This is a genomic window from Arthrobacter sp. SAFR-044, assembly GCF_059414985.1.
In genome coordinates, this window is record NZ_JBPFDN010000030.1 from 1 (window position 1) to 1,782 (window position 1,782).

At 66.4% G+C, this 1,782-nt stretch carries 2 protein-coding genes; both read right to left on the minus strand.

Annotated features, from left to right (window positions below; translation table 11 throughout):
- Positions 1-19 precede the first annotated feature (19 nt).
- Positions 20-808, minus strand: coding sequence for an IS21-like element helper ATPase IstB (gene istB, locus ACR65J_RS20970; RefSeq protein ID WP_440172722.1), 789 nt, complete (start codon positions 806-808; stop codon positions 20-22).
- On the minus strand, positions 808-1,782 hold a 975-nt coding region (locus ACR65J_RS20975), incomplete at its 5' end, for a Mu transposase domain-containing protein (RefSeq protein ID WP_440172724.1). The genes ACR65J_RS20975 and istB, both read right to left, overlap by 1 nt.

Sequence of the window (1,782 nt, forward strand, 5' to 3'; positions counted from 1 at the left end):
TGAGCCACTTTGACGCTGGTTATTCTGCCGTATTTTCTGGTCTTGTCGAGGGCAGCGAGTCGACCTGTGTGTGTTTGAGGCGGTAGCTGGATCCTTTGAGGGTGATGACTTCGGCGTGGTGGACGATGCGGTCGATCATGGCCGAGGCTACGACTTGGTCCCCGAACACGTCGCCCCAGCGGGCGAACGGCAGGTTCGAGGTCAGGATCAGCGAGGCGTGTTCGTAGCGGGACGAGACCAGTTGGAAGAACAGGTTCGCGGCGTCCTGCTCGAACGGGATGTAGCCGACTTCGTCCACGATGATCAGTCCGTAGCGGCGCAGCCTGACCAGTTCCTGAGGCAGCCTGCCGTTCTGGTGGGCGCTTTGGAGCCGGGCGACCCAGTCGATGGCTGTGGCGAACAGGACCCGGTGCCCGAGCTGGGTGGCCCGCAGGCCCAGCCCGGTGGCGAGGTGTGTTTTGCCGGTGCCGGGCGGCCCGAGCAGGACGATGTTGGACGCTTCGGTGAGGAACGCGCCGGTGGCCAGGTGCGCGATCGTGTCACGTTTGAGGCCGGGCTGGTGATCGAAGTTGAAGTCCTCGAGTGATTTCCGGGCCGGGAAACCGGCAGCCCGGGCCCTGAGCTCGGCGCCGGAGGCTTCCCGGGCGGCCACTTCCCGCGACAGCACAGCGGCGAGGTATTCCCCGTGGCTCCAACCCCCGTCGCGGGCCTGGTCCGCAAGCCTGGCTGCTGCTTCACGGATCCGGGGTGCTTTCATCGCCCGGGAGTAGTACTCGATCTGGCTGGTGGTTTCCTTGGCCGCGGGCATCAGGCGACCTGCCCCTCATCGAGGACAACACCGAAGGCCCGGTCGTAGTCGGCCAGGTCCCGCACCCCGGCAGTCTCTGCCGGCGGTGCCGGGTTTTGGAAGGCCTTCCGCAGCGTGAGCGCTGCCTGGACGTGGTCCGGGTCGGTGACCGTGAGCCCGGTGCCCCAGGACCTGGCATGGGTCCCGACGGTTCTGCCGTCCAGGCTGATGGTGACGGTTTCCAGGTCGGCGGTGACGTCAACGAACCTGCCGATGGCCTGCGGGTGCACCGAGTAGTCGTTGGATCCCATCCTGACGTAGTAGTCCCGCGGGAGCCGGACCCGGGCGGTGAACCCGGTGACCGGTGGAACCGGTGGCAGCGCCAGCATGGCCGCCTTGTCCGTGGCGATCAGCTCCGACGGCCTGGCACCGGTCCGGCGGACCAGCCGGGCGTTGGCCTTCGGCAGCCACTGCGCAAGCTGGTTGTTGAAGTCTTCCGCTGAGGTGAAGACCCGGCCCGGCAGGAACGAGGTCTCCAGGAACTGGTTGGCCCGCTCGACCACGCCCTTGGTTTCCGGGTCGTAGGGTTTGACCTGAACGATCCGGGTGGCCAAGACCCCGGCGAACGCCGCGACTCCGACGGCGTAACTGTTCCTGCGGCCGATGCCGGTTTCGTTGTCCCAGATCAACCGCCGCGGAACCGCACCCAAACCACCGAGCAGCTCCCACATCCCTGCCAGCAGATCCCCGGTCATCCTGGACGGGATCATCCTGGCCATGATGAACCGCGAATGCGAACACACCATCACCAGCACCGGCAGCACCCTGGCCTTGCCGGCGCCGACGGGTATCCGCACCTCCGGGAACCACAAATCGCACTGGACCTGATCCCCGGGATCGTAAGAGATCCTGTCAGCAGGATCAGCCGGAGCATACTCGGGCCGGATCCTTGCCACGTTCTCCCGGAACCAGGCCGGAGACCCCGACCAGCCCAC

Bases quoted from the DNA above. Each gene is read 5' to 3' on its own strand.
- istB (WP_440172722.1), bottom strand. From the start codon at position 808: ATGCCCGCGGCCAAGGAAACCACCAGCCAGATCGAGTACTACTCCCGG.